Origin of the sequence: uncultured Methanobrevibacter sp., assembly GCF_947169325.1 — an archaeon.
GTDB lineage: Archaea > Methanobacteriota > Methanobacteria > Methanobacteriales > Methanobacteriaceae > Methanocatella.
Map to the genome: position 1 here is coordinate 49,216 of NZ_CAMVPN010000001.1, position 25,506 is coordinate 74,721.

26 protein-coding genes are annotated in these 25,506 nt (G+C 38.7%); 20 read left to right on the plus strand and 6 right to left on the minus strand.

The features are described 5' to 3' along the window. The first annotated feature begins 61 nt into the window (after positions 1-61). The 3 genes from Q0W26_RS00175 (at position 62) to Q0W26_RS00185 (ending at position 6,781) form a co-directional block, all read left to right on the plus strand. Complete coding sequence (locus Q0W26_RS00175; protein ID WP_298521302.1) at positions 62-3,373, plus strand: Ig-like domain-containing protein; 3,312 nt, start codon at positions 62-64, stop codon at positions 3,371-3,373. A gap of 102 nt (positions 3,374-3,475) precedes the next feature. Beyond that, positions 3,476-5,620 (plus strand): hypothetical protein, encoded by a 2,145-nt coding sequence (locus tag Q0W26_RS00180; RefSeq protein WP_298521303.1) that lies wholly within the window; start codon positions 3,476-3,478, stop codon positions 5,618-5,620. Positions 5,621-5,845: 225 nt separating this feature from the next. Beyond that, positions 5,846-6,781 (plus strand): hypothetical protein, encoded by a 936-nt coding sequence (locus Q0W26_RS00185; protein WP_298521304.1) that lies wholly within the window; start codon positions 5,846-5,848, stop codon positions 6,779-6,781. A gap of 104 nt (positions 6,782-6,885) precedes the next feature. Here the strand turns inward: Q0W26_RS00185 and dmpI are convergent, their stop codons facing one another. Continuing rightward, positions 6,886-7,074 (minus strand): 4-oxalocrotonate tautomerase DmpI, encoded by a 189-nt coding sequence (gene dmpI, locus Q0W26_RS00190; protein WP_298521306.1) that lies wholly within the window; start codon positions 7,072-7,074, stop codon positions 6,886-6,888. 64 nt (positions 7,075-7,138) lie between these two features. Here dmpI and Q0W26_RS00195 point away from each other — a divergent pair, with 64 nt between their 5' ends. Both Q0W26_RS00195 and Q0W26_RS00200 read left to right on the plus strand, forming a co-directional pair. Continuing rightward, positions 7,139-7,597 (plus strand): deoxyuridine 5'-triphosphate nucleotidohydrolase, encoded by a 459-nt coding sequence (locus Q0W26_RS00195; protein WP_298521308.1) that lies wholly within the window; start codon positions 7,139-7,141, stop codon positions 7,595-7,597. Then, a complete protein-coding gene (locus Q0W26_RS00200) occupies positions 7,594-9,126 on the plus strand; it encodes a thiamine pyrophosphate-binding protein (protein ID WP_298521310.1) in 1,533 nt (510 codons plus the stop codon). The genes Q0W26_RS00195 and Q0W26_RS00200 overlap by 4 nt, the downstream gene beginning before the upstream one ends. On the opposite strand, the gene Q0W26_RS00205 is transcribed toward Q0W26_RS00200, so the two are convergent. Genes Q0W26_RS00205 through Q0W26_RS00215 form a run of 3 tightly spaced genes read right to left on the minus strand, consistent with a single transcriptional unit; the run spans position 9,123 to position 10,379 of the window. Then, positions 9,123-9,377 (minus strand): hypothetical protein, encoded by a 255-nt coding sequence (locus Q0W26_RS00205; RefSeq protein ID WP_298521311.1) that lies wholly within the window; start codon positions 9,375-9,377, stop codon positions 9,123-9,125. The genes Q0W26_RS00200 and Q0W26_RS00205 overlap by 4 nt on opposite strands. After that, positions 9,370-9,930, minus strand: a complete 561-nt coding sequence (locus tag Q0W26_RS00210) for a DUF2953 domain-containing protein (protein WP_298521312.1) — start codon at positions 9,928-9,930, stop codon at positions 9,370-9,372. The genes Q0W26_RS00205 and Q0W26_RS00210 overlap by 8 nt, the downstream gene beginning before the upstream one ends. A gap of 29 nt (positions 9,931-9,959) precedes the next feature. After that, the gene (locus tag Q0W26_RS00215; RefSeq protein ID WP_298521314.1) at positions 9,960-10,379 is read right to left on the minus strand and encodes a GerW family sporulation protein; all 420 of its coding nucleotides are present in this window, start codon (positions 10,377-10,379) and stop codon (positions 9,960-9,962) included. A gap of 223 nt (positions 10,380-10,602) precedes the next feature. Here Q0W26_RS00215 and Q0W26_RS00220 point away from each other — a divergent pair, with 223 nt between their 5' ends. Next, positions 10,603-10,884, plus strand: coding sequence for a hypothetical protein (locus Q0W26_RS00220; RefSeq protein WP_298521316.1), 282 nt, complete (start codon positions 10,603-10,605; stop codon positions 10,882-10,884). 329 nt (positions 10,885-11,213) lie between these two features. Here the strand turns inward: Q0W26_RS00220 and Q0W26_RS00225 are convergent, their stop codons facing one another. Further along, complete coding sequence (locus Q0W26_RS00225) at positions 11,214-12,356, minus strand: alanine--glyoxylate aminotransferase family protein (protein ID WP_298521318.1); 1,143 nt, start codon at positions 12,354-12,356, stop codon at positions 11,214-11,216. Positions 12,357-12,629: 273 nt separating this feature from the next. Between Q0W26_RS00225 and Q0W26_RS00230 the strand changes: the two genes are divergently transcribed. After that, positions 12,630-13,277 (plus strand): YitT family protein, encoded by a 648-nt coding sequence (locus Q0W26_RS00230; protein WP_298521320.1) that lies wholly within the window; start codon positions 12,630-12,632, stop codon positions 13,275-13,277. Positions 13,278-13,282: 5 nt separating this feature from the next. Here Q0W26_RS00230 and Q0W26_RS00235 read toward each other — a convergent pair whose 3' ends face one another. Then, positions 13,283-14,218, minus strand: a complete 936-nt coding sequence (locus Q0W26_RS00235) for a hypothetical protein (RefSeq protein ID WP_298521321.1) — start codon at positions 14,216-14,218, stop codon at positions 13,283-13,285. Positions 14,219-14,436: 218 nt separating this feature from the next. On the opposite strand from Q0W26_RS00235, the gene Q0W26_RS00240 reads away from it, so the two are divergent. The 13 genes from Q0W26_RS00240 to Q0W26_RS00300 all read left to right on the plus strand — a co-directional run bounded on the left by Q0W26_RS00240 (position 14,437) and on the right by Q0W26_RS00300 (position 25,485). Further along, positions 14,437-15,156 carry a 6-hydroxymethylpterin diphosphokinase MptE-like protein gene (locus tag Q0W26_RS00240; protein WP_298521322.1) on the plus strand — a complete coding sequence of 240 codons (720 nt, stop codon included), beginning with the start codon at positions 14,437-14,439 and terminating at the stop codon, positions 15,154-15,156. Between the two features lie 33 nt (positions 15,157-15,189). Beyond that, a complete protein-coding gene (locus Q0W26_RS00245; protein WP_298521323.1) occupies positions 15,190-16,299 on the plus strand; it encodes an ORC1-type DNA replication protein in 1,110 nt (369 codons plus the stop codon). Between the two features lie 373 nt (positions 16,300-16,672). Beyond that, a complete protein-coding gene (locus Q0W26_RS00250) occupies positions 16,673-17,086 on the plus strand; it encodes an archease (RefSeq protein ID WP_298521324.1) in 414 nt (137 codons plus the stop codon). A 32-nt stretch (positions 17,087-17,118) separates the two neighbouring features. After that, positions 17,119-17,439: a hypothetical protein gene (locus Q0W26_RS00255; protein ID WP_298521325.1), complete on the plus strand. Its 321-nt coding sequence runs from the start codon at positions 17,119-17,121 to the stop codon at positions 17,437-17,439. Between the two features lie 297 nt (positions 17,440-17,736). Next, positions 17,737-18,177: a hypothetical protein gene (locus tag Q0W26_RS00260; RefSeq protein WP_298521326.1), complete on the plus strand. Its 441-nt coding sequence runs from the start codon at positions 17,737-17,739 to the stop codon at positions 18,175-18,177. Between the two features lie 113 nt (positions 18,178-18,290). Then, entirely contained in the window at positions 18,291-19,739 is a 1,449-nt protein-coding gene (locus Q0W26_RS00265) for an RtcB family protein (RefSeq protein WP_298521327.1), read from the plus strand. A 6-nt stretch (positions 19,740-19,745) separates the two neighbouring features. Next, positions 19,746-20,504 carry an S-methyl-5'-thioadenosine phosphorylase gene (gene mtnP, locus Q0W26_RS00270; protein WP_298521328.1) on the plus strand — a complete coding sequence of 253 codons (759 nt, stop codon included), beginning with the start codon at positions 19,746-19,748 and terminating at the stop codon, positions 20,502-20,504. A 40-nt stretch (positions 20,505-20,544) separates the two neighbouring features. Next, entirely contained in the window at positions 20,545-20,868 is a 324-nt protein-coding gene (locus Q0W26_RS00275) for a hypothetical protein (protein ID WP_298521329.1), read from the plus strand. A 7-nt stretch (positions 20,869-20,875) separates the two neighbouring features. Continuing rightward, entirely contained in the window at positions 20,876-21,445 is a 570-nt protein-coding gene (locus Q0W26_RS00280) for a flavodoxin family protein (RefSeq protein WP_298521330.1), read from the plus strand. 1 nt (position 21,446) lies between these two features. Then, complete coding sequence (locus Q0W26_RS00285) at positions 21,447-21,767, plus strand: NifB/NifX family molybdenum-iron cluster-binding protein (protein WP_298521331.1); 321 nt, start codon at positions 21,447-21,449, stop codon at positions 21,765-21,767. Between the two features lie 104 nt (positions 21,768-21,871). Then, positions 21,872-22,657 (plus strand): class II glutamine amidotransferase, encoded by a 786-nt coding sequence (locus Q0W26_RS00290; protein ID WP_298521333.1) that lies wholly within the window; start codon positions 21,872-21,874, stop codon positions 22,655-22,657. A gap of 2 nt (positions 22,658-22,659) precedes the next feature. Continuing rightward, on the plus strand, positions 22,660-24,072 hold the full coding sequence (locus Q0W26_RS00295; RefSeq protein WP_298521334.1) for a hypothetical protein: 1,413 nt from the start codon (positions 22,660-22,662) through the stop codon (positions 24,070-24,072). After that, entirely contained in the window at positions 24,073-25,485 is a 1,413-nt protein-coding gene (locus tag Q0W26_RS00300) for a glutamate--cysteine ligase (protein WP_298521335.1), read from the plus strand. It abuts the gene before it with no gap. The last annotated feature ends 21 nt before the right edge of the window (positions 25,486-25,506 follow it).

Sequence of the window (25,506 nt, forward strand, 5' to 3'; positions counted from 1 at the left end):
ACATATCATTTTATAAATGTTCAAGCCTATATTATATAATATATAATTAGGGGTTTTGACAATGAAGATTGATAAAATCATATTGATTAGTCTATTATTACTGATTTTAACGTTGGGTGCGGTAAGCGCATCGCAAGACACAGCAATTTCAGACAATGTCACATCTGCCGACGATGTGGATATCGTGGCGGACGATGACGATGATGGAGAAGAGGATTTTGATGAATACGAGTATGGTACAGGAACCGTAAATCCTAACGTGGAAGTGAACTGGCCGGATGAAATAAAGGCAGGGGAATTTGCACAAATCACATTCAAGCTGCCTGAAGACATGAAATCCAAAGTGCTTCTTTTCATTAACAATGAAAGGGTGGACAGCGGTCAGGATGCAAGGGCAAACCTTCCTTACGAGGTCTTTATTGATGAATTCGGAAAGAACACAGTAAAATTCCAGTTCTACGGTGACGACAAATACTCTCCTGTTGCAAAGTCAAAGACATATAATATCAATGATTACTACTTCGACGCCAAAGTCGAAAACGAAAACGTGATCTACGGCCAGGTTGGAACCGCAAAAATCAGCTTCCCGTTCGGAGCAACCGGAACCATAACAGTAGGAAATGAAAAATATCAGATTAACGACGGGGAATCATCCATCACAGTTCCTTTGAAAAATCTCCAGCTCGGAACAAACCAGATACCGGTGTCCTGCTCCTGGAGTGACAAATACGGCTCCAAATCCGCAAAGCTCACAGTCAATGTCAAACCGGGAATCATATATTCTCCTCAAATGAAGTTCAACAATGCCACATTCATCCTAAGACTGCCGGCCAATGCAGTAGGAAATCTTGAAGTCTCAGTCGACGGTGATGTCAAGACATCCAAGCTCACAAATGGATTGGCTGAAATCAGTTTAGACGGACTCGCACTTGGAGGCCACGACTTCAAGGCAAGATACACAGGTAATGACTATGCATGCGAGAATGCCGAAGGTCACTTTGAAATAACTCCTGAGATAATAGTCAACAGTTTCAAAACCCCTCAGGATGAAAACAGCATTCAAATCAACCTTCCAAAAGGCGAAACCGGTAAAATGAACGTGAAGATTTCAAGATTCATTGAAGGTGAAGTGTCATTTGTGGCTGATGAAAAAACAAAAAGTGCACAGGTGGAAGACGGATTTGTAATGCCGCTTTCAACATTCTACTGGGGACATTACAGGTTTGACATCACATACTCTTCAAACAGCGGCTATTTCTATAGCATGTCTGCCGACGGATATGTCAAGGACATCTTTGAAATGAACATTACCGCTCCCGAAACCGTGCTTTCAAATCAGGCAAACATCCCAATCACAGTCGATTTCCTTACTGCAGAAGACGGCTTGATGACACTCTATGTTGACGGCGAATTTTATGACGTTCTCGAATGTGAAGATTTAAATTCACTTGAATTCAATATTGAAGACGGATTCAACACAGGAAACCATAATGTGACCCTAAGCTTTTCTGGAAACAACAGATATTCTCCATTGGAAAAATCAGTGAATTTAGTGGCCACAGATTTGGTGTTCACCATTCCTGAGGCAATCGTAATAGGCGAGAATGATGAAATATCAGTCAAATCACTTCCAAGCGTAACAGGAAATCTGGTCGTGTATGTTGACGGCAAGGAATTTGGTCGTAAAGCAATTAAGAACGGATATGCAAGCGTAAGCATGGCATCACTTCCATTCAAAACTTACACAGTCAAGGTTTCATATGAGAAAGGAAATCTCCCGTCAGTTTCAAAGACAGTTGTCATGAATGTTTCATACACATTCAAGCCGGCTGAAGAGACCGCAGCCTATTCAGATGATGAATTATATGTCATTGACATTCCTGAAGGATTAAGTACAGACAAGCTTGTCGTTAAAGTCGATAATGTCCAATATGAAGTAATCAAAAACGGCACTGAAGTCGGAATCAACGCATCAGGCCTTGAAATGGGAAACCATGTAATATCAATATCACACCCTGGCGAAGGCAATTACTATCCTCTTTCAGTTGAAAAGACAATAAGTGTTGCCGGTAAAATCAACGTGCCTTCAGAAATCAAGATTGGTGAAGACAACCATATTTCACTGGTTCTGCCTAAAGATCCGCAGGGAAGACTGGTTCTCTCAGAATATGATGAAAACTACAAGGTATATGCTGCAGTCACCAGTTTCGGATTCGCACCTTATGGCGACAAGTCAATAGCTGAAATTCCGCTCTCATATCTGGGATTCGGAAACCACAAGATGAAGATAAGCTACTCAGGTACAGACTATGTTGTCGCTGACGAATACAAGGAAATATCAGTAAATCTTGATTTGAAATTCGATAAATACGTCCAATACGGCAAAAAGGCAACAGTGACAATAACACTGCCTTATGCTGAAGGTGCAGTTGACGTTTCACTTGACAGCGAATACTCAGATGTTGTGGAATTCGTAAATGGAGTTGCAACAATTGATTTCGGTAAACTCGGTGTCGGTCAGCATTATTTCGAATTGTCTTATTACGGAAGCTGCGCTTTTGACTATGAAGCTGAAATTCTCGTTTATCCGGCCATAAGCGTTCCGACATCAACAATCATTGACGGCGACAAGGCAATCACCGTGACTTCAGATGCCAATCCTGTCGGAAGCATCATAGTTTACGATGGAGCCAACAAATTGAAATCAGTTGATTTGGATGGTGGAAAACAGTCAATATCACTTGCAGGCCTTTCTGCAGGTACACATAAGCTTTCAATAGTCTATGACGGATGGGACAGTCTTAAATATACTGCAAACTACACTGTAACCGCCAAAAAGGCATCAATATCTGGAAAGGACATGTCAATGTTTTATCTTGACGGATCCAAGTTCAAAGTTCAGGTAAAGGACTATAAGGGCAAAGCGGTCAAAAAAGGTCAGAGCGTCAAGTTTTATGTTGACGGCAAACTTGTCACTACTGCCAAAACCGATGCTAAAGGTTATGCCTCTGTCGTATTGACACACGCTCCGGGCAAACATACAGTCAAGGCAGTGTATAAGGCAACCACACTCACCAAGAAGGTTACCGTAAAGCAGGTCCTCACACTCAAGAAGGTTACAGTCAAGAAATCAGCAAAAAGCCTGAAATTGACAGCAACCCTCAAGAAGGTAAAGGGCAAAAGCATAAACAACGTGAAGATCACCTTCAAGTTCGGTAAACATAAATATGTTGTCTTTACAAGCTCAAAAGGAGTTGCAACAGCAACTGTTCAGGCTAATGTTCTTAAAGCTCTCAAAGTTGGAAATACTGTAAATTATCAGGCCACCTATGAGAAGGCAACCGTAAAACTAAGCGTTAAAGTTGCAAAATAATGATTAATTTCATTATTTTTTCTTTTTTTATTATTATATAGTAGTTGTAACATATTTTATAATATGTACAAATCAAAACTCATTTTAGTTTTCATATTTCTGATGGCTATTTGTCTCTTGGGTCCTGTTGCGGCTTCAGACAGTGTCAATGACACTCAAATCGCCGATGACATTAAGGTTTCATACAATGAATCCGTCTATGAAAAGGATTTGGGATCAATCGACGTTGAATTGCCCGACAACACTTCAGGCAATCTCAAGGCAACAGTCAACAATGTGGAGTTTTACAATGAAAACATATCCTCCTCAGTCAAGGTTGCAATAACAATCCCTAAGGAGGCAATTTCATTATATGTGGCAAACAAGGACTCAGACCATGCTAATTATTTCATCAATCTCTTTTTCAATGACATTAAAATCGCCAACTACACGCTGAAGGTCATGAGGTTTGCACCGAACTACACTGTCGGAGGCTTTGCCGAAGAGATTTTAAGGGATGACCCTGAAGGTTATGTGTCACTGTACTTTCCTGAATCAGCAAACGGCGAAATCAGAATCTACATTGACGGTGAGTATGCTTTCAATCTCACTGCCAGCCACTACACATTCCTCAACCAGACAAGGTTCAATTCCCTGGCTTTTGGAAATCATAACGTCACCATAGTCTATATGGGGGATAGCTATTACAGGAAATTCACTAAAACTTTCAATTTTACGGTGGTGGATATCCTTATGCACGTGCCTAAAAACATAGTTTTTGAACATGACGATTGCATAAGCATAAAAACCATCAAGAATCGTGATGGTATTGTCACTGTCTATGTGGATAATCGACTGGTTTTTAAAGATAAGCTGGAGGAAAATGGCGACCTCATACACTCCCTATTCAAGGACATGACCTGCGGTGAGCATACGGTGGAAGTGAGATACGATGCAGGCAAATTCAGCAGGTCTAAAATCGTTGATGTCAATGCAAGCTACTATGTCGACATCTCCCGCTTCGGCTCATTCATATATGGGGACTACAGCCAGATTATAGCAATCGTTCCGACAGACTTCAAAAAGAGCCTGATTAACATAAGCATAGACTCCGTGCCGTACAAGGACTTCAGCATAGATAATTCAGGATGGATTGAGATTGACGTGTCAAGATTGGATATCGGAAACCATACCTTTGATTTCAGCTTCAAGGGTGATGAGAAATACTTCCCATGGAGGGAATCCCTGAACTTCACAATCCAGTACAAGATCATCACTCCGGCAGCAATACATTTCGATTTGGAAAATGAGGTGTCACTGGTATTGCCAAAATCAGCAAAAGGAAGCCTTGAAGTGTATGTTGACGGTGAACTTTACAAAAGCGCCAAGCTTGTTGGAGGGGAGGCCAAAATAAGGATTGATAATCTGATTCCCGGCAGGTACAATCTCACTGCAGGATACACAGGCGATGATTTTAACGTAAGCGATGAATCAGCAGTGATTGAAATTCGCCCGGAAATCCAGTGTCCGTATGAGATGTATGTCGGAGAGGACAAATACATCACCGTAACCGCCATTAAAGAGGCAAAGGGAAAGGTAATCTTCGCCATTGGCGATGAGAACTACACTGCAGAGCTTGCAAACGGTAAGGCAAGGATGTCACTTAAAAATATCCCTGCAGGAAATTATGACGATGTATGGGCATATTATATTGGGGATAACGGATTTAATGCTACACTCCTTACATTCATTGAGATTTTGCCGGAGAAGATAACATTGACTGCCGTTAAGGTTTCAAGCCAAAACGCCCAGATGAAGGTCCATGTCAACGGAAAGCTTGTCAAAAACGCATATGTCACACTCAAGGTTGACAAGGCCACCAAAAAGGTGAAGACCAATTCAAAAGGCATTGCAACATTGACATTGGCGCCGGGAAAGCACACAATAACCGCCAAATACAAAACCTCAAAGTCAACAAAAACCGTCAATGTCCATGTAATCACATTAAAGTCAGTTTCAGTCAAAAAATCAGCCAAAAAGCTGGTGCTTTCAGCCAAACTCAAAAAAGGCAAGACATTGCTTAAAAACAAAAAAGTCACTTTCAAATTCAACGGCAAGACATATAATGCCAAAACCAATAAGAAGGGCATTGCAAAAGTAACAGTAAAATCAGGGGTTTTAAAAAAGCTCAAAGTTAAAAGTAAAGTAACCTATCAGTGCAGTTACCTTAAAGACACAGTCAAAAAGACTGCTGTAGTTAAAAAATAGTTAAAAAGACGGTTATTCCGTCTCTTCTTTTTCTTTTATTTTTTCCTTAAGATTTTCAATTCCAATAATCATAGTTTTCCTCCTTAGGGTTATTTTTTTGAAATAACTTTGGAGTGTTATTTCACTTATGTTATTCTATGACTTTTTTCATATTTAAATTTTTAGGTATGCCTAAATTTATAATAATGGATTAAATTATATATCCCTAAGATAAACCTATAAGTAATGAGCGAAAAGTACATCCGAGAAAACGTCAACTCCTGCAGTATAGTCAAGAACTCAAAAACATATGCCAAAATTGCCAATCTGGACGATGCGGTATTCATCAGGGATTTACTCATAGAAAACGACTGGAATCTTGATGAAATCCCTCAGACAGTCAAATTCAACGATAATTATCTTGTTTTAACAGTTCTTGATGGGAAAATCCATCTGATTGCCAAATACAAAAGCGAACCGTCACAGGAAACTATTAATAAACTGGTCAAAAGGCATAAAAGAAATCCGAACAACTCCAAATACGGTTTGAACATCACAAGGGTCTTCGACACCTTCGTAATCAAAAAGCAGATTGCAAGTGACGATTACATCTTCGGATATTACGATAATCTGGAGGATGCCCAGTTTGTGAGGAATTTCCTCATGGACCACTGCTGGAACGTAAACGAATTCGACATTGTCAACTTCTGCGATGAAACACAGACATATAAGGTCGTAAAGGTCATTGACGATAAGGTCTATGTCCTTGATTCGTCAAAAACAGATGATTTCGATTTGGATAATGTCTATAGCGAATTCCTCTCGAAAATATCAAAGCACAAGTTAGGGCTGGCCAGTCATCCGCACCTCGATGAGCTTAAAGGCTTGATTGGAGAGCTTGAAAGTGAACTGGGAGTAAAGGCAACTGATGATGTGTGGTCATTTTCGCACATTAACGATGAAAAGTCAGTACTTACGGATGTGATTTTCACCCTAACGCCATTCGAGCAGAGCGTTTATGATGCAATAGGTAATGAAGCCTCAATTGACGATATCAAAAAATCCCTTATCAGATACCGCTCTAAAAACTTCGAGGATAAGATTACAAGAAACCTTGAAAGCCTGATTGACAAAGGTCTTGTTGAAAAAACAGATTCGGGATATAAAAAAACAAATTTATAAATAGCGTCCAAACCAATATCATATTGTATTTGCAAAGGCAAATACTAGTTCTTTTTTGGTTTGAACTATGGGAAATTCACAAGAATTTCCCTTCAATTCAATAATTATTCTCTATCAGACAGCAATTCTCCGGCCACTCCAATGCTTTCCTTTGGATAAGCCTGAACAAGTACGGTTATTGCTTCGATTGGCAAATCATATGCTTTTGCAACAACTTCAGATACTTCCTTAACCATTTCTCTTTTTTTCTCAATACTAATTCCGTCATTTCCAGCTATTGTTATTACAGGCATTTTATCACCAATTAAAATTTATTACAAAGATAGTATAAATAAATTATTAAAAGGTTTTGATATTATGCTTGGTGAAGAAGAACTTGTTAAGGTGTTTCCGGATTTCGCCGATTTGGTTCAGCCGTCCGGAATCGATTTGGAATTGGATAAGATTTATGTGCAGACCTCAGGAGGCTCACTTATTGACAACGAAAAGCAGCTGCCTGAAATTGAAGAGCTTGAAGGCGACATATACACGCTAAAGCCGCATACTGCATATCTTGCAAGCATCAAAAGGAAAATAAAGATTCCTAAAGGCTACACTATGCTTTACCTTCCACGTTCAACCCTCCTGCGATCATTCATCTCAGTCCAGACTGCCGTTGGAGACCCAGGTTTTTACGGAACGCTGATGTTCATGATCTACAATCACGGGGATTTCGAATATAAGATAAAATCCGGTGACAGGATTGCTCAGGCAGTCGTTTTCGACGTTAAGGGCTCAGGGGAGTATGACGGGTCATATCAGGAGAAGGAAGAATGAATGTTGCAGACAATCTGGTCAAAATCCTTGAAGAGGAAGGCATCAAAGAGGTATTCGGAATACCTGGCGAGCAGATAATGCCTCTCTACAAGGCGCTTAGCGAATCAGACATTACACACATTCTCACACGCCACGAACAGGCGGCTGCACATGCTGCAGACGGATATGCAAGGTCAAGCGGAAATGTTGGGGTGTGCATTGCAACGGCTTCTCCGGGAGCATTCAACCTTACGATGGCGGTTGCAACTGCATACAAGGACAACGTTCCGATTCTTGTCATAACCGGTGATAATGAGCTTAAATACAGGGGAAGTGACCATTTCCAGAGCCTGCCTCAGGTTGAAGTCTTTAAAAACATCACACGCGCTTCATACAATCCTTTAAACGGAACCGAAGCGATGTACGTTTTAAGGGCGGCAATCTATGAGATCAAGTCATTTCCAAAAGGGCCTATCCACATCAACCTTTCAAAGGATGTGCTGCTCTCAGAGGAGTTTCAGGACTTTGACTTGTGCTATCTGTGTGAGGATGACATGTCAAATCTCACAAAAGCTCAGGAGCTGATAGATTCTTCATCCAAACCTTTATTCATCCTCGGTGCCGGTGCGATTTCAGAAAAATCCAACATCGAGCGCATTGCACGAAAATACAACATTCCGGTGACAACAACCTTCCATGCAAAGGGCATAATATCAGAAAAGGACGATTTGAACCTTGGATTGGTTGGAATACGCGCAACCCCTCGTGCAAAATACGCATTTGAAAATGCGGACTGCATAGTGGCACTTGGAATTAAGGCCAGCGAAAGAACTTTACCTGAAATCCCGGACAATCTGATTCATGTAAACATAAACAAGGACGTATTGGTAGGAAATTACTCCATTCACGGCAAGGTTTCAGACTTTTTGGCAGAAGCCAGGTTTAAGAAGGTAGATTGGCTTGGCGAAATTCTTAAGATTGATAATAATATCGAAATCGATGGTCTTGACGATGACATGTCACCTCAAGCGGCCATTAAAAGGATTCTTGATAAGTTCGATGACAATGTCATAGTTTCGGATGCTGGAAGCCACACCACATGGACAACCCTTCTTAAAAAATCACTAAAGCCAAGGCAGCTGTTGTTTTCAGGCGGCCTTGCGCCGATGGGTTATGGTCTTCCGGCTGCAATCGGAGCTGCAATCGCAACAGGTGAAAAGATCATTGTCATTAACGGTGACGGAGACTTTCAGATGAACCTTCAGGAACTTGCAACATTAAAAGAGAACAATCTTGATGTCATAGTGTTTATCCTCAACAATTCAGAGTATGGTATCATAAGGCAATGGCAGGAGCAGTTATATGATATGAAACCATATCAGGTCAGCTTGAAAAATCCGGATTTCGTGAAGCTGGCTTCAAGCTATTCAATCGATGCCGTTCGTGTGGACAACATCAGCGATTTGGAATATGTCCTTGAGAGTAATCTGGCAGGTCCGCTGGTGGTTGAGGTTGTCGTTGGAAGTGAGGATATTCCCCTTCCCCGCTAAATTTTTTCAACAAAAGCCTTGACAATTTCATCTATTTCATCCCCTTCATGTAGGGGGGCATAGTAATATTCATTATTTTCTTCATAAATTATTCCGACCGGCCGAAGTTCAGATGAACTTGCCTGGTCATTCAGGCATAGGATCTCCCTTCTGAAAACAAATGTTAGGCCGCAAAGTTCATGGAAAAGGTATTTGTTTTTCACGGTGAAGTTCAGGTGCTCCTCCATCAGATTCTGGATATGCTTATCCATTTCTTATCCCCCTTATTAATGTGCGAACTTCCTTTTTTGAAATCAGCCTGACTGCCGGAGGTATGACCTTAAGCAGATTGATGTCAAGTTCGTTATCTCCTTTCACGTCAATGACGCTTCCATTAAATGAAGGCTCAGCAGACAGTCTTGCCTTTTCATGCGAACTGTTTAAAATAATCATAAGGCTCCAAATGTATCCTATGTATTTGGCGGTGTCCACATAGGAGTCAAGGCCAAAAATGAGATGGTTTTCAAGTCTTGCAACATGAATGCATTTGGTAAATGACTCAAGAAAGTCCTTGAAGTATCCAAAGCACGGCTTGGCCAACTCGAGAATCTTTTTGACGTCGTGCCTTTCATGCTCTCTGTCCTCATCTTCCTTCTTGTCTTCATCTTCATCGGGAATGTGGACTGAGTAGACCTTGATTTTTCTTAAAATAAGTATCTTTAAACATCCCTGGAATTTGGGGCCGGTTTTATCGTAAATGAACGTGATTCGGACCCCCAAATATAATAGGATAATTATGAATAAGATGATTATTAAGATAATCATCCCTAGGATGTTTAACATATATTTAATCCCTATTCTTCGTCGTCTATTTCAATGTCTTTAGTGGTGAATTCCGGTTCAATGTATTCTGATTCGTCATACTCTTCGGTGTCTGAGTTCATGTAGCTTTTAATCAGGTCACTGATCATCAAACCTAAATCGGTCAGTGCCTTGTTGGTGTCGTTTCCTTTGCTTAAGCCAAGTACACGGATGCCGTCTGCACTGGTTCCTTTTTTAGGGATTACTACCATGCATATTGGTTCAACACCTGCACCTGCACCTGCTGCATTTCCTTCATTGCCGATAAGATGTTCTCCAACACCGAATCCGACTCCCATCCTCATTACTGGAATTATGATTTTGTCTTCTGTTTCGATTGGTGAACCGATTACATTGTCTACATTAATTAGTTTGTGCAATTCTTCAACGGTTGTTCTAATGTTTTCTGACATATTTTCACATCCTATTGTTGATTTAATATTTGGCATTAATGTTTAAAATATTTTTATATTGTGCTTTTTTTTCATTGGTTCAATCGTATTAATGGGGTTCATTTCGATGTTAAAGTTTATATAGGTGGAGATATTATATTTAATTAATTGTTTCATTTTTAAATATATGCTAAAGAAAATCGGTTCTTTAATTCAAAAAATTACACTCATAGGGTGGTTTTCAGTGTCAGAGTTTAAAATAAGTGATGTTAATGATAATACTTTAAAAGAGAGATTAAAAGAACAAGCATTGGTTCTAGGTATTTCTGAGAATGATTTAATTGATAAACTTATCTGTTTAGGATTAAAACATTTAATTGATAAAAAAAGGTTTAGTTCTAAGCATTTAAGCCATGATGAAATTAGGTGCATGCTGAAGAAAGATAAGGATAATGATTTCTTAAATGGTGTAGTGTATAATCAAGGGGACATTCAGATTTTGATTAATCTTGTCAGCAGTGCATAGTAACATTCCTTAAGTATTACTTTTCTTACTTATAAGACATACTTTTCAAGTGTAACTTTTCCCTTATAAGATATACTTCAACTGTAAAGACATATGTTTCAAGTGTAACTTTTCACTTATAACTTGTAACTTTTACCATAAGAGGTGCATTTCAAGTGTAACTTCTCAGTTATAACTTATCCTATGTAAAAAATATATTCCTTATAACTTATCATGAAAATTTTCCGCAATGCAAAAAATATATTACTTATAACTTATTACAAAAATCGCTTTCTTAGAAATTATAACTTATAACTAAAATTTCAACAAAAAAAGAAAAGTTGACAGAATCATAAGTATGATTCTGCAATTGATGCAACACCAGCGCCTGCATCGTCGATTACGCCTAAACCTTTCAGGGTCATACCGATAGCGGCGAATGTTTGGGTCAATTCCTTGTAGGAAATGCATCCCATGTGTCCGATTCTGAAAATGTTTCCTTTCAGGTGGTCTTGGCCTCCAGCCAATTCAACGCCGTATTTGTCACGGATTGTGCCTCTGAACTGGTCATCGGTGATTCCTTCAGGCATTTTTACAGCAGTTACTGTTGCAGATGACACTGCCTCATCAGCGAACAATTCAAGTCCTAAAGCTTTAACAGCAGCTACACTTGCTTTAGCAGCTTTGTGGTGACGTGCAACCCTGTTTTCAAGTCCTTCTTCCATAACTATCTTCAACGCTTCGTTCATTGCATATGTAAGTGTAACGGATGGGGTGTATGGAGTTTGAGGTGGAACTTTGTCTCCGCTTTTTTTAGCAGCTTTTAAATCTAAATAAAATGTATTGGTTTCTACTTTGTCAACTGCAGCCCATGCATCGTCGCTTAAGGTAATTGCGGCCATGCCCGGTGGTGCAGCCAAACATTTCTGAGATCCGGTAAGACAGACGTCAATGCCGAACTTTTCCACATCAACATAGTCTCCTCCAAGGGAAGATACGGTGTCCACGATGTATAATGCGTCGTAATTTTTCATGACTTTACCGATTTCTTCGATAGGTGCAGCAACACCTGTGGAAGTTTCGTTGTGGATTACGCTGACAGCTTTGATGTCTTCATCAGCTTCCAATGCTTCTTCGATAGCTTCAGGAGTTACAGCTGTTCCCCATTCAACTGCCAATTCTTTGGATTCTATTCCATGGGTCTGTGCTATTTTCATGAAACGTTCTCCGAATTTTCCGCCGACGACATTTAACATTTTTTCGCCAGGAGCTACAGTGTTGGCAATTCCGGCTTCCATTGCTGCAGTTCCAGATCCAGTTAATAAATAAGAATCATTTGGGGTTTGGAAAACTTTACTCATTAATTCAGTGGTTTCAGTTAAGATTTCACCATATTTAGCGCCTCTGTGGTTAACAACAGCTTTGGACATTGCATTGAGTACTCTTGGGTCTACTGTTGTCGGTCCAGGAAGCATTAATAAAATATCGTTCATTATATTCCTCCGTGTATTAGCTTAATTGCAAGCTATATATATCTCTTGTTTTTATACTTATTAAATATTTTTAATATGCAGATTTATTCAATTATGGGACAATTGAAGGGTACATTTTGTAATTTTGTTCAATTTTATAATGAATTTTTTATATAATGGTTATGATATGTCAAGTTGCATATGATTTAGTGGAAGGTTATTTCCATATTGCTATCGTCTGCATAACTCGAGTGCATGAAAGCTATTTATAGTAGGTTAAATTCTATTAAATATATGATTAAAAGGATTTGCCTGTTTGTTGGGGGACTGTTCATAATGTCCATTGGAGTGGCGTTTTCAATAACCTCAATGCTTGGAACAACTCCAATAAGCTCAATTGCCTATGCTCTGGCACTGATTACAAACATTGACATAGGAATAACCACATTCGTATTCAATGCCGCCCTGATTTTCCTGCAGTTTCTGATATTGCGCTCAAGATTTCAAAAAAAGAGGCTGCTGCAGCTCATCAACTGCGTTCTTTTCGGATATTTCACTGACGTGGCACTCTATGTTGTATCATTCATCCCATTTGACGGTTCTGCAGTGATGTGCACACTTTATCTGATTGCAAGCATCATATTAATAGCATTCGGGATATTCGTGTACATGCCTGCCAATATCGCACCTCTTCCGGGCGAAGGCGTAGTCGAATCAATAGCAATAGTGACAAACTGGAGATTTTCAACAATAAAGATTGCTGTTGATGCATCAATGGTTACAATCGCTCTGGTAATGTGCGGATTGTGGTATAGCAACGTATTTGGAGCTGTATACATCGGTACCGTGATTTCAGCATTCATGATAGGCTTTACATTAAGGCAAATCAACAATCTCTATGCTCGTGTGACCGGTGAGGCCGTTAATGTGGTTAATCAATGAAGAAATTAACTGTTTAATAAAACTAACAATGAATTGAGTATTTTTTTAGCTTGAGGAGTATTTAAATCTTCCATCTCATTTAATTTTTCAATTTTTGATTTGTACTCTTTTTTAATTTTTTCTAGTTCTGCATCGGTTTTTGCTAGTTCTATATCGCTATTTGTTAGTTTTTGATTTAATTCTTTTATTTCTTGGTCTTTTTTTGAGAGTTCATCTCCATATTTATCATTCACGATTTCATCTATTTCGTCTTCATATTCTTTCATGTTCATCATCTCGATTAGTTTATTCTGTTTTTCTGTTCCGTTAACATGTTTTAAAATCATTGTCATTAATATGACTGCAACATCTCTTTTTAATGCTTTATCTGGAATTATTGCATCTTCAAATATACTTGCCAATGTTTCACAAATTGAAGGGGCACGTTCTTTTGAAATATATTTTGGAATGAATGCAATAGAGAGTGCTTCATCATTACTTAATATATTGTTTTGATTAATGTTCTTAATAAGGTTTTTATATTTTTCTAAAAGTTCTTTTTCTGAGAAGTATACGTATATTGGACGAATAATGTCTGTTGGACTTGTTCCATACTCTTCTGGAAAATCAATGGGATCTTTCATACATATTACTGCAGTTAAAAAAGGCAATCCGTATATGAAACTTCCAAATGTTTTGTATTTTCCAAATTTCTTTAAAGTTTCATCATTTATTTTTTCTGATTCTTCTTCAAGATTTATTAACATTTCTCCTTCTTTTACTCTCACGGAATATAATTCATCCATTCTTCCAGTTTCCATATTGGGCAGGACGACTTCTGTGGGATATCTTCTTATATATTCTCCTGGTAACTTCAAATATTGATGTTGGCGTTTTCTAAACGCTAATGATGAATATTTAATCGTTGCATCATTTATATGAAATGGTTTTTTAATTTTCATGATATTCCTCTCATATTTGAAATTTCCGGAAATTTTTTTTAAACTACATTAATGCAAATAATAGTTTTTAACCATTCCTATATAAGCTTTTCAAGCTAAAAAAGCAGTATTGACTTTTGTTTGTAATTTTACGCTCTTAAATCAATATTTATTTTTTCTCATAAACAATAAATTATTTAATTAATTAAAGCTAAAATTAATATCAGTGAGGTTTAAATATGGAATTTGGACTCTGGGAAAAATATTACACAGAAATTCTAGATGATTTTGGGTTTTCACGTGAAAATGATGAAAAATCAGCAAAGCTATTGGATGAAATCCTATCAACCGAAGGATGTTTGACTTTAAATGATCTGGCTGAAATCGTGGGCTTTTCAGACAAGTTCATCGTATTTGGTGCCGGACCTTCAATCACCGAACACATACAGGATTTGAAGGAAAATTATGATTTGAGAGAGTACGTTCTTGTGGCAGCAGACGGTGCAACAACCGCACTGATTGAAGAGAGAATCTCTCCGGATATAGTTGTAACAGACCTTGACGGAAACCTTGATGACATCATGCTCGCCAATATCAGGGGAGCCAATATAGCAATTCACGCTCATGGAGACAACATTGAAAAGATAGCTTCCTTGACTCCATTTTTCAACAACGTATTGGGCACAACCCAGGCTCAGCCTATAGGAAACCTCTACAACTTCGGCGGATTCACAGACGGCGACAGGGCAATATTTCTCTCAGTGGCCCTTGGAGCATCACAGATCATCCTTGCCGGAATGGATTTCGGTGATGTGGTTACAAAGTATTCCAGACCTAACTTGGAAAACGCCCTGGAGAAGGCTGATGACTTCAAAAGGAAAAAGCTCATCTACGCCGAAAAGTTCACCGACTGGGTGGTTGAAAACGAAAACGTTGAAATCATCAACATGAAAGAATAATTTTTTATAATAATTTGTATATAAGTAGATAATATGGGAATTGAAGATATTTTGATGTATGATGAAAGCCTTTTTAATAACATAAACGCTTTTGACCCGGATTATATGCCTCCGAACTACAATTTCAGGGACACTCAAATGGAAGGCATGGCAATGGCAATAAGGCCTGCCATGAGAGGAGGCCAGCCGTCAAATGCAATCATATTGGGCTCACCGGCAACAGGCAAAACAACAGCCATTAAGAAAGTCTTTGAAATGGTTGAAAAGACTACAGAAAAAGTCATATGTGTTTATGTCAACTGCCAGATTCATACAACCCGTTTCGGAATATTTTCACAGGTCTATAAAAAGGTATTCGGATACCTTCCCCCTGAAACCGGAATTCCGTTTTCAAAAATATATGCCGAAATCATGAAAAATCTTCAAAAAAATGAAAAGTCCCTGATTGTAGCATTCGACGACATCAATTATCTTTTCCAATCAAAAAACGCAAACAAGGTAGTGTACGATTTGCTCAGGGCTTATGAGGAATATCCTGGAGTCAGAACATCTATTTTTGCAATCCTCTCTGATTTGGAGTTCAAGTATGCCTTTGACAAGAACGTCAATACCGTGTTCATTCCTCAGGAAATCATGTTTCCGCTTTACAAATACTCCGAAATCGAGGACATCCTAAGGGACAGGGCAAAGGCAGGATTTTTCCCAGGAGTGCTGAGTGATGACATTCTGGAGCAGATTGCCATGTATACGCTGGAAAATGGTGATTTGAGAGTTGGAATCAATCTTCTGAAATCATGCGGCAATATTGCGGAAGCTTCAGCAAGCCGTGAAATAACTCAGGAGCACTTCGACAAGGCCATAGACTCATTGGTTTCCATCAACGTTTCCGAAACATTGAAATCTCTCAACGACGTTGAAAAAGAGCTTTTGAAAATGATTGTTGACTATGATGGCATATATACGGCAGGAGATCTTTCAGAGGAATACAAACAAAAGACAGGCTCCAGTTATGCGTCATTCAACAGGACCCTGGAAAAACTTGAATTCGTAAGATTAATCGATACCAAATTTACAGGAAAAGGATCAAGGGGTCAATCCAGGCAAATCATATTGCGCTTCAACCCCGAAGATTATCAAATCTGACCTTTCCTGGGGAAATTAGTTTCTGTTAACATTAGAGTGTTTGCATGGTAAGCTCATCTAATGTGCAGCTAAGGGTTTGGTATTGTAAAATCAATTAATCCTAGATAATAAACGGATTTTGCGCTGCTACAACAGAAATAACAGATAAAAGTAATGCTGCTATGACCACGAGCATTACCATGCAAGATTGAACATCTAAACCGCTGTATAAAACTTCATCTACTATTGAACTTCTTTTTCTTAAGTCCGCTTGAATTGTGGTGTCATTATTATTTCTCAACATTTTTATCACTATATTTTAAATTGTTTGAAGTCCATATATAAACAAAAGGCGAGAGAGCATTTGAAAAGTATTATTTGGAGGTAAATTTTCATGAAAAAATATGATTATTTCGAAGTAACTGCCGACATTGGCATTAAGGCATATGGTAATGACCTAAATGAAGCCTTTGAAAATGCAGGAACTGCAATGTTTAATATCATAACGGATACAAAGGATGTCAGTGCTGAAAAGGAAATATCATTTGAAATAACCTCTGAAGACGAAGTTTCGCTTCTCTATGACTATTTGGAGGAGTTGCTGTTCCACCACGAGATAGAGTTCATGTTATTCAACGAATTTCATGTAAAAATTGATGAAAAATTGAATTTGAAGGCATCAATAAAAGGAGAGGCCATCGACTGGGACAAGCATGAGAGAAAAACCGAAATAAAGGCAATAACCTTCCATAAGATGGAAGTCATAAAAGGAGATTTCGTTGAAGTCCATGCAATTTTGGATTTATAACTATAAATAATATAGGTAACATAAGTGATATTATGAAAAGGACAAGAACCGTAACAAGAAACTTTGAGATGGCGATGGGTCTCATAGGGTCAGTCATAGGAGTGTTTTCAGGTTCCTTCCTGATATTTTTGGAACACATTGGCCAAGCACACGCTCCATTTTTAGGCATAGTGGCTATTATAGCATCCGTTTTAGGTTTTGCTTCTTCATACTACGTTAAAAAGAATCATGAACTTGCAGGCGTAGGATTCATAGTTGCAACAATGTTTGTTATAATAGGTTCTGATTACATCAACATTTTAAGCGCATTATTCCTGATGCTTGCAGGTGTATCCGCTCTCTTTAGAAAATAACTCTTTTTTTACAATATTGATTTTTTCTTATATTATTAATCTGATGGATATCAAAACCTTTTTTAAGTATTATGTTCATAGTATATCTTAAATTGAAATTTCAAGTAAAATTACTTCTATTTGAAGTCAATTTTCTCACGTGAGAACAATATTTCAAAGTCAAAGCAATTTTATGCTCTGACGATAATTTTGCTAATTGTTGAAATAATGTTTGATTGGAATGAATTTGTATTATTGGGATATTTGTTGCTTATGAAGGATGGAGAAGGATATGTTTAAAAACGATTTAAAAAAGAAATGGATTATGCTTCTTTGTTAAATGAGGATAAGGGGTTATTTGAGGAGGAATTTTCTAGTTTAATTGATGATTTTCCTTTTGAAGATTATGAGGAAATTCATGATTTTTTCAGTGAAAATAGGGGGCTAATCGTTATTTTGAAAAAAACCAGGCCTCTTTTAGAAAAACATGTCCCATATGCCTCATTTCATTTGGAATTGGATGTTGATCCATTGGTTACTCCACAATTGCTTTTGGTTGTTAAAGCATTGGATTATGATTTCAATAATGGATTTAAGGACTATATCAAATTCATTGACAGTGAACTTGATGATTTGCTCTTAAAACTTAATTTGAGTAGGAAATTTTTCATATTTGATACCAGCTGTAATGCTGCTGGAAAATCTGCTTTAAGTCTTAAAGAAGTTTCCAGACATTATTCCGGATATTATAATCAATAATTTCTGCTTTTTTTCATATTGCATTTACTAATTGAAAAGAAATATGCAATTTTACCAAAACATTATTTAATCGTCACATATAAATATTAATACATAATATTTTAGTGATGCTTATGACTATTAAAGATGAAATTAAAAAAGTTAGGGATAATGTTTATGAAATTCCGGGCTCTTACAACAAGAAAATGAGGGCTTCCGGAAGATTTTACATTGCTGATGAATTTTTTGAAGATCTGGAGGAAGGAGCAGTCGAACAGATTGTTAATGTGGCCTGCCTTCCGGGTGTTCAAAGGTACTCAATCGGACTGCCGGACATCCACTTCGGATATGGATTCCCGATTGGAGGCGTTGCAGCATTCAGCATGAGAAATGGTATCGTATCTCCTGGAGGTGTCGGATTCGACATCAACTGCGGAGTCAGACTCATCAAAACCAATCTCACAGTAGAGGACATCGAAGAGCAATTGGATGAGCTTACAGAAAAGTTGTTTAAAAACATCCCGTCCGGTGTCGGAAGCAAAGGAAGAATAAAGCTTGACGAAAACCAGATTAACGATGTGCTCGATTACGGTGCTGAATGGGCAGTAAACAACGGATACGGATGGCCGGAAGATTTGGAAGTTCTTGAAGAAAACGGAAGAATGGTCGACGCCGACTCAAGCATAGTTTCAGATAAGGCTAAAAAAAGAGGAATTCCGCAACTGGGTTCACTTGGTTCCGGAAATCACTTTCTGGAAGTCCAGTACGTTGATGAAATCTACGATGAAGAGGTTGCAAAGGTATTCGGACTTGAAAAGGGAATGGTTGTCGTAATGATTCATTCAGGTTCCAGAGGCTGCGGACACCAGGTATGTTCAGATTACCTTAGAGTAATGGACAAGGCCTACAAAAAATACAAAATCCAGCTTGATGACAGGCAACTTGCATGCGCTCCTCTTGATTCAAAAGAAGCTCAAAACTACATTCAGGCAATGGCGGCAGCGGCCAATTATGCATGGGCAAACAGACAGATGATGACTCACTGGATTCGTGAAACCTTCGAGGACGTCATGGGAAAAACCGCAAAGGAAATGGAAATGGACATTGTCTATGACGTGGCCCACAATATCGTCAAGATGGAAAGACATAAGGTATTTAACCGTGAAGAGGACTTATTGGTTCACAGGAAAGGAGCAACCCGTGCATTCGGTCCTGGAAGAGAAGAAGTTCCTGAAAAATACAGGGATGTCGGACAACCTGTGCTTATTCCAGGTACAATGGGAACAGCATCATATGTATTGCACGGAACCGAAACTGCAATGGAAGAGACTTTCGGCTCCACCGCACACGGTGCTGGAAGGGTGCTTTCAAGATCAAGAGCTAAAAAGGACTTCAACGCAGATGACATTACCAATGACCTTGCTTCAAAAGGCATTAAAATCAAGGCTACAAGCAAAAGCGTGATTGAAGAGGAAGCTCCTGGTGCATATAAGGATGTAGACAGTGTAGTCAGAGTATCTGACAGTACAGGAATCGCAAAACTGGTTGCAAAGGTCAAACCATTATCAGTATGTAAAGGGTAGTTTTAAATGATCGGCATAATCGGCGGCAGCGGAGTATATGAAATCACTCAAAAGGCAGACTCCTGCGAGCAGAAATTAATAAAAACAGATTATGGGGAAGTGGAAGTTTCCCTTCTGGAGATATTTTCAAAGAAAGTGGCATTTATCCCTCGCCACGCCAAAGGACACTCCATCCCTCCACATAAAATTAACTTCAGGGCAAACATTGATGCATTAAAGGCAGTAGGTGTCACTAAAATTATTGCAACAAACTCTGTGGGCTCAATGAACGAAAACATGCCTCCTGGCTCTTTCGTAATACCTGATGACTTTCTTGATTTCTCACAGAACCGTGCAAAAACATACTTTGAGGACAAGGTCGTCCATGTGGACGTGACAGAACCGTATTGCCCATCCATAAGGGATGCATTGGCTGAATGCGGTGACGTTATTCTTGGAGGAACATATGTCTGCACTGAAGGGCCAAGATTCGAGACTCCTGCAGAAATCAAAATGTTTAAGATGCTTGGAGGAGACCTTGTCGGAATGACAGGCCTTCCGGAAGTCACACTGGCACGAGAAAGGGAAATGTGCTACAATTCAATATGCATAGTCTCCAATTACGCATCAGGAATATCCGAACATGAGCTAACCATTGACGAAGTCTTTGAAATGGTTGCAAAAATGGAAGACGAGCTACTTGAACTGATTTATAATTTTATAAAAAACGTTGACGAGTCAAAAGATTGCATGTGCCGCCACGCATTGGATGGTGCAGAGGTTTAAATATCACAATTATTGATGTTTCCATTAAAATGGTGAGGTCATGACAAACAGGATGGTAGTGTTCTTCTGCAGGCATCACAAATTCAGGGAAGTTGAAATAAGCGGCGTATTCGACATGGACTTCTTTGAAGAGGAAGGTGCTGTCAAATTCTATGACGCAAATCATGAGTTAAAACAAACAATTCCGCCAAATCCCTATGATAAGGATGATGATTTTGAATTGTGGAATGCCTTCAATCAGCTGTCCGCTTACATACGTCTTGACAGGGATTTTGAAGAACTTCTGGCAGAATGTATCTACGGAATTGAAAATCTCAAAAGGTTAGGTTATAATCTTGAAATGGAAGCATTGACATGGGAGTAATGATAAAATGAGCAAAGTTATTTTACTGAACGCATCTCCAAGGGCAAACTCAAACACCAAAATCGTGCTTGAAGAGTGTGCAAAGGAGATAGAAAAGGAAGGAGTCGAGGCTGAAATCATTTCACTAAGGGGAATGAAAATCCAATCATGCATAGCATGCGGAAAATGCGCAGAAACTGGAAACTGCGTGCTTCCGGATGGCCTTGATGAAATCATCGAAAAAATCCGGAATGCAGACGGATTCATCCCTGCAGCGCCGGTGTATTTCGGAACAGCAAGAGGCGACATAATGGCCGCACTTCAGAGAATCGGAAAAGTGTCCCGTGGAGGAGACAGGTTCCTTGACTGGATGGTCGGAGGCCCGATTGCCGTTGCAAGACGTGGAGGAGTCACATTAACGCTTCAGGAAATGCTGATGTTTTTTGCAATCAACAACATGATTGTTGCAGGAAGCACATACTGGAACATGGTTATTGCAGGAGCGGAAGGAACCGCAATGGAAGACGAAGAAGGAATCCAGACAATAAGGCTCTTCGGCGAGAACGTCGCTAAAATCATCAAAAAGGTAAGGGATTAAAATGAGATTGGCTGTTGTATCATCTGATGGAGAAAACGTGGATTTGCACCTTGGAAAAGGCAGTTCCCTTTATATTTACGATTATGAAGATGAACTGACCTTTGTTGAACACAGGACCGTTGACATTGATGTCGAATCAAAGCATCAGGGAAGCAAAGTGTTGAAAGCATGTGAAGACTGTGACGTTTTGATTGCTGTTGAATATGGTTTTAAATCAAAAATTAAGGCTGAAAATGCAGGCATCAAACTCGTAACCGATGAAGGTCCTGTTGATGATGTCTTAAAAAGGTACATTGACCACTACAACTTCATGAAAAATTAACTTTTTTTCATTTCTTTTTTCGATAATCTTTATATAACATAAGTTATATAATATATCATGTTGCAATATAACAATTGTGATAATCAATGATGGGGGGATAATGTATGTGTGAAATTTTTTGTTTTAACTCTAATACGCCAAAACAAGTAAATGAATGTTTGGAATGTTTCTATAATCATTCCGATCAACATCCGCATGGATGGGGATTGGCTACAATGCAATCTGATGAATTTGTTATAACTAAAGAGCCTATAAAAGCAACATGTAGTCAACATTTGAAAGATATATTATCCAACCCCGTTGTTGGCAAGAATGTATTCGCTCATATCCGATTAGCAACTGTTGGTGAAATTATATCTCCCAATTGTCACCCTTTTACGGAAGCTGATGATAACAATAGGTCTTGGATGTTGATACACAACGGAACCATATTTGACTATCCCGAACTTGACAGATACAAGAATGTTGAGAATGGAGATACTGATTCTGAGCGAATACTTCTCCATATAATCGATAAGGTTAATGAGTTTGAAGATGCTAAAGGGGGATTATCTACAATTAAGGAGCGATTTAACTTATTAACTGAGATTGTATCTGATCTGTCCAAAAACAACAAGCTTAATTTGATGATTTATGATGGGGATTTGACTTATATCCATTCGAATATGAGAAAATCTCTTTATTATCTGAAAAATGATGACGGCTTTTTAGTGGCCACAACTCCATTGACTGACGATGACGGCTGGCTTGAGGTTGAACTGAACAAGCTGTTTGGCCTAATTGATGGAAATATCATTTTTGAAAGCGAAGAGCATGATAATGAATTTATTTTAACAGAAGTGCATGAAAAAATTTTACAGGATTACTTGGATTCATTGAATGGGGAGTAAATATGCTAGAAGGGGAGATTACTCAAAAGATGATTCGAAGCAAGCTCTATGAGGAGTTTATTAAGCCAACGGATCAAATAAAAAATTTCATTGGAGTCGAAATTGAAATTCCAATAGTAAATCTTAACAAAGAGGCGGTAGATTTTGAAGTTGTCCATAATGTCACATCAGAATTCAAAAAGCAATATTCTGATTTTAATGATGAGGGAATAGATTATGACGGCAACACCTTCGCCCTTAAAAACGATGGAAATGATGACATATTCTGCTATGACTGTTCATACAACAACATAGAATTTGCAATGGGCCGTGAAAAGGACCTGTTTTCAATTCATGAGCGCTTTTGTGAATATTATACATTCACAAAAGAAGCATTCGAGCAGTATAATCATACATTAACTGGAATGGGGATAAATCCTTATAGAAAATATAATAATTTCAGCCCAATTCCTTCCGAAAGATACCTGATGCTTTATCATCATCTGAAATCCTTTACACGCTACGATGACCTTCCGATGCATTTTCATAAATATCCGGAATATGGAATGTTTTCATCCGCTTCACAGGTGCAGCTGGACGTTTATCGAGATGATTTGGTTAAGACAATCAACGTATTTTCAAAAATAGAACCGATCAAGGCATTGCTGTTTTCAAACTCCGTGCTTTTTGGTGCAAAGTCCCGCAAGGCATGCTGCCGTGATGACTTATGGGAGTATTCCACTCATGGGATAAACCCTCATAACGTGGGCATGTACGATGTTGATTTCAAGGACTTAAATGACCTTGGAGCATATATGGAATCGTTAAATATGTATTGCGTAATGAGAGATGGCGCATACATCAACTTCGAAACAATGAACCTGAGGGATTACTTTTCAAAGGAATCCATAACAGGTGAGATTTATGACAATGGGACATATAGGAAAATTGAAATAAAACCCTGTTTGGATGATATTAAATATCTAAGGCCATTCAAGTTCATCAACTTAACTTTCAGAGGAACTGTTGAGTTTAGAAGCGTATGCACACAACCAATTAAAGATTCAATGACTGTGGCAGCATTCCATTTGGGTCTTAAGGATAAATTGGATGAACTGGAAGAATTAATTAGTAATGATAACATAATATATCATAAGGGATACACAGCAAGTGAACTTAGAAAACTGTTGGTATGTGACGAAATACCTTCTTTCATTGATAAGGGAGGTTTATGCAAGCTGACCAAGGAAATTGTCGATTTAGCTGATGACGGCTTAGCGGAAAGGGGAATCGGTGAAGAGAAATTCCTGAAACCGTTATATCTGCGCATCAAAAAACATACAAATCCAGGAAAAAACATTATAGAATCATTGCAAAAGGGAGTATCTATAGAAAAGTTAATAAATGATTATGGTACTATTGATTGTGGGATGTGAATGAATTTATTGAATCTATCAAAATTATCAACAGATGAATTATTGGCTGGTTCATTTGGGATTGAATGGGAGAGCTTAAGGGCTCGCGGTGAAGGTGAGTTGTCTTTAACGCCGCATCCAAAGGTTTTCGGAGATAAGCTTACAAATCCGCTGATTACAACTGATTTTTCGGAAAGCCAAATTGAAATGATTACTCCGACATTTGACACTATAGACAAGGCTTTCGATACTTTTTCCCTGTTGGCTGACCTGGTCAATTCATCCCTTCCGGATGATGAATATCTCTGGTTTCAGTCAATTCCATGCATACTGCCTTATAATGATAAAATACCGATAGCGCAGTACTCCGATGAAGGAATGAGTTCTCAAAAATACCGTGAAGAGCTTGCTAAAAAGTACGGCGTCAAAAAGCAGATGATTTCGGGTGTTCACTTCAACTTTTCTTTTGACGATGATGTTTTAAGGAAACTTCAAAGGATTTCAAACTCTGATTTGAGCTTTCAGGAGTTCAAAAACGAAGTCTATCTTAAAATCACCAGAAATTACCTCCGGCACTGCTGGTTGATCATATATCTTACAGGTTGCTCAATAGGTTCTCACAATACCTTTACAAAGGACTGCATTCACTTGATGGATGCAGAGGATGATTACGGAAGCCATTATTCAACCAAAGGGCCTTCATTCAGGAATTCTTCCTGCGGATACAAGAACCTCAAAAGCTTATATCCTTCATATGCATCAGTTGAGGATTTCATAGCTGATGTTGAGGGATTCATCGAAAAGGGCGATCTCTCAGAGGCAAAGGAACTCTACACCCAAATCAGGCTGAAGCCGAAAGACCCTAAAGACTATTTAAATTCATTAAAAGAAGATGGGATACAGTATATTGAAATAAGGACATTGGACATCAATCCGTTCTATCAGTGCGGTCTTGTAAGACATGACATGAAGTTTCTGCACATGTTCCTGCTCTATATGCTCGTCAAGGACGAGTCATCATATGAAAAATGGCAGGAGGAAGCTCGAATCAACGAAGAGAATACTGCAGAGATGGCTTATGATGAGTCAATGAGACTGATAAGGGACGGTGAGGAAGTAACATTTAAAAGCTGGGCTTCAGAAATCATAAATGAAATGTATGGGATGTGCGAGGTCTTCGGCATCGACGCAGGAAGGCCGACACTGAAGATGATGTGCAACCGCATAAGGGACCCAGGTCTCACATATGGCCAGAGACTTTTGAAAATGATTAGGGAAGATGGCTACATTAACACCCATGTGAAGCTTTCCATAAACAACAAAAGGACAAGTGTCAATAATATCAAAAATGTCGACCCGGATTCATACAAGGGTTTCGGCAAGTATGTAAATAGCGCCCTCAGGGGCAAATATTATCCCATATGCTTCTTTTAGAAAATATATTGTAAACTTTTT